Source organism: uncultured Cetobacterium sp., assembly GCF_947039425.1.
GTDB lineage: Bacteria > Fusobacteriota > Fusobacteriia > Fusobacteriales > Fusobacteriaceae > Cetobacterium_A.
This window is the reverse complement of the sequence record NZ_CAMQYW010000248.1, coordinates 1-2,959: the sequence shown is the minus strand read 5'-3', so window position 1 is coordinate 2,959 and position 2,959 is coordinate 1. Positions and strand designations below refer to the sequence as shown.

The 2,959-nt window shown below is 26.7% G+C and carries 4 protein-coding genes; all 4 read left to right on the top strand.

From position 1 onward, the window contains the following. Positions 1-477, top strand: a 477-nt coding sequence (locus Q0V09_RS09960) for an HRDC domain-containing protein (RefSeq protein ID WP_297489119.1), incomplete at its 5' end; no start/stop codon positions are given. Positions 478-496: 19 nt separating this feature from the next. Then, positions 497-1,660: an ABC transporter permease gene (locus Q0V09_RS09955; RefSeq protein ID WP_297406121.1), complete on the top strand. Its 1,164-nt coding sequence runs from the start codon at positions 497-499 to the stop codon at positions 1,658-1,660. Then, the gene (locus Q0V09_RS09950; RefSeq protein ID WP_297406117.1) at positions 1,653-2,330 is read left to right on the top strand and encodes an ABC transporter ATP-binding protein; all 678 of its coding nucleotides are present in this window, start codon (positions 1,653-1,655) and stop codon (positions 2,328-2,330) included. Before Q0V09_RS09955 ends, Q0V09_RS09950 begins: the two co-directional genes overlap by 8 nt. 56 nt (positions 2,331-2,386) lie before the next feature. Beyond that, the gene (raiA, locus tag Q0V09_RS09945; RefSeq protein WP_297406118.1) at positions 2,387-2,935 is read left to right on the top strand and encodes a ribosome-associated translation inhibitor RaiA; all 549 of its coding nucleotides are present in this window, start codon (positions 2,387-2,389) and stop codon (positions 2,933-2,935) included. The last annotated feature ends 24 nt before the right edge of the window (positions 2,936-2,959 follow it).

The window sequence follows — 2,959 nt, the reverse complement described above, 5'->3', positions numbered from 1 at the left end:
GCCGGTAGCTTTCCTACCTTAAAACTTACACAAAAAGCATATCTTGTTTTAAAAGATATAAAAGCTATTTTTAGAAAATCAAATGAAACAGTTTCTTTTGATTATTTTGAAGATCCTATTTTCGAAAAACTAAATACCTTAAGAAAAGAGATCGCCCAAAAAGAAAGTGTTGCCCCCTATATCATTCTATCTGATTTAACTCTTATGGAAATGGCAGAAAAAAAGCCCTCAAATAGATGGGAAATGTTAAAAATACGTGGAATAGGTAATCAAAAATTTAAAAATTATGGACAATTATTTTTAAAAACAATTAATAGTTTTTCCACTGAAGAAACTGAACTCTTAAATATGGAAAATATTATTGATGAAAAATACTTAGAGGAAACTAGAATTACTAACTTAAAACATACTCTAGGTATAAATATATCTAATGAAAACTTAAAAGAGATTCTTATAAAAACTCTCTTTACTAATTAAATTATGAGGTGACTAAATGATTTTTGAATTTTTTATTGCAAAAAAACATATTCTAGAAAGAAAAAAACAAAGTTTTATTGGCATTCTAGGTATTGCAATTGGAATTATTGTTTTAACTGTATCTATTGGAATTTCAAATGGTCTTAACAAAAATATGATTGATAGTATCCTTTCTCTTTCAAGTCATGTTACTGTTATTGGAAATGGAAATCTAAAAAATTATAAAAAATTAGAAACAGAGTTTTTAAAATGGCCAGAAGTTAAAGGCATAGTACCTAAAGTAGCTTCTCAAGGTATTATTAAATATAATGGTCCTCTTGGAAATTATGTAGCTGGAGTTAAATTAGAAGGAATGAATTTAAAAGATGCTATAACTGCTTTAAATTTAAAAAGTAAAATAAAACAAGGAAAAATAGAGCTTAATAATCCTAAAGGAATTTTAATAGGAGAAGAACTATTAAACCAAATGGGAGCTAATATTGGTGATTCTGTAAATTTAGTTTCTGCTAATAATAAAGATTTAAATTTACAAATTATGGGGACTTTTCAAAGTGGTTATTATGATTATGATCTCTCTATGATTATTTTACCTTTAAAAACTGCACAATATATAACAGAAAGAGATGGTACAATTTCATCTTTAGATTTAACACTAAAAAATCCATATGATGCAACTTTAATCTCTAATAGAATATATAAAGACACAGGCTTATATAACAGAACTTGGGGGAACTTAAATCAAAATCTTTTAAAAGCTCTCTCTCTTGAAAAAACTGTAATGATTATTGGATTTTCTTTAATTGTTGTTATTGCCGGTTTTGTTGTTTGGATTATTTTAAATATGATGATTAGAGAAAAAATAAGATATATCGGAATTATGAGGTCTATGGGAATTTCTAATAAAAGTATAGTTAAAATATTTTTAATTCAAGGATTAATATTAGGACTTATTGGAATATTCTTAGGAACTTTTATTTCTATATCTCTTCTTTGGTATATTAAAACTTACTCTTTACCTGAAATTTCAAGTATCTATTATCTTTCTAAAGTACCTGTTGAACTTTCATTAAAAGAATTACTTACAATTATTTCTTCAAATATAATCTTAATTTTCTTATCTAGTATTTTTCCAGCATATAAAGCTGGAAAATTAAAAATTGTGGAGGCTTTAAAACATGACTAAAAAACATATTTTACAATTAAAAAATATTTCTAAAATATATTCTACTAAAACTGAAGATTTAAATATTATTAAAGATTTAAGTCTCGATGTTGAAGAGGGAGAGTTTATCTCTATTCTTGGCCAATCTGGATCTGGAAAAACTACTCTTTTAAATCTCATAGGCCTTTTAGACTCTCCAACAAATGGAAGTATAATTATTGATGGAGAAGAAATCTCCTTAGATAGTAGTTCTATTGATAAAGTTAGAAATGAAAAAATTGGATTTGTTTTTCAATTTCATTATTTACTTCCAGAATTTACAGCTTTAGAAAATATTATGATTCCTGCTCTTACAAATAATTTTAAAAATAGAAAAGAGATTGAAAAAAGAGCCTTAGAACTTTTAAAAGATATTGGACTTGAGAATAGAGCTCATCATAAACCTTCAGAGCTCTCTGGTGGTGAAAAACAAAGAGTAGCTATTGCTCGTGCTCTTATCAATAACCCTAAGCTTCTTTTACTTGACGAACCCACTGGTAACCTTGATGATGAAACTAGTGAGAAAATTTTTAAACTTTTCAAACAAATTAATGAAAAAAAACGTCAAACAATTATAACAGTAACACATTCAAGAGAGCTTTCTAACATCTCTCATAAAAAACTGCTTTTGAAAAAAGGAATTCTTTTATAAGACTTGTATAGTTAGTCATAAGGATGTTTTACATCCATAATAAAGGGGTGGTTTGTATGAAAACTATTAATATTACTAGCAGAAATATTGTTATTACTGAAGCGATTAGAACTTATTGCGAAAATAAATTCTCAAGATTTTCACGATATTTTGACAATATTCTAGAGATCAATGCAACCTTATCAGCAGGTAGATCAAAAAAAGGTCCCTTGCAAACAGCCGAAGTAAGAGTAGCTGTTAATGGATCAATCCTTAAAGGAGTTTCACAAGAGGATGATTTATATGCTGCAATAGATAAAGTTACAGATATTATAGAAAAACAACTGACTAAATATAAAGAAAAATTAAGAGATAATCATCATGTTAATAATGATAAAAAAATTAGTTTTGAAGCTGGAGATAATTCAATAACAGTTCAATCAACTAAAAAAATTGTTAATGTATCACTTAATCCTAGACCAATGGATGTTGAAGAAGCTATATTGCAACTTGAAACATTGAATAAAGATTTCTACGTTTTCACTAACTCTGAAAGTGGAGATATGAATATTGTTTATAAAAAAAGAAATGGCGATTATGGACATATTGAGCCAGAACAATTCTAAATATTTTAGAACCCTAATTTTTTA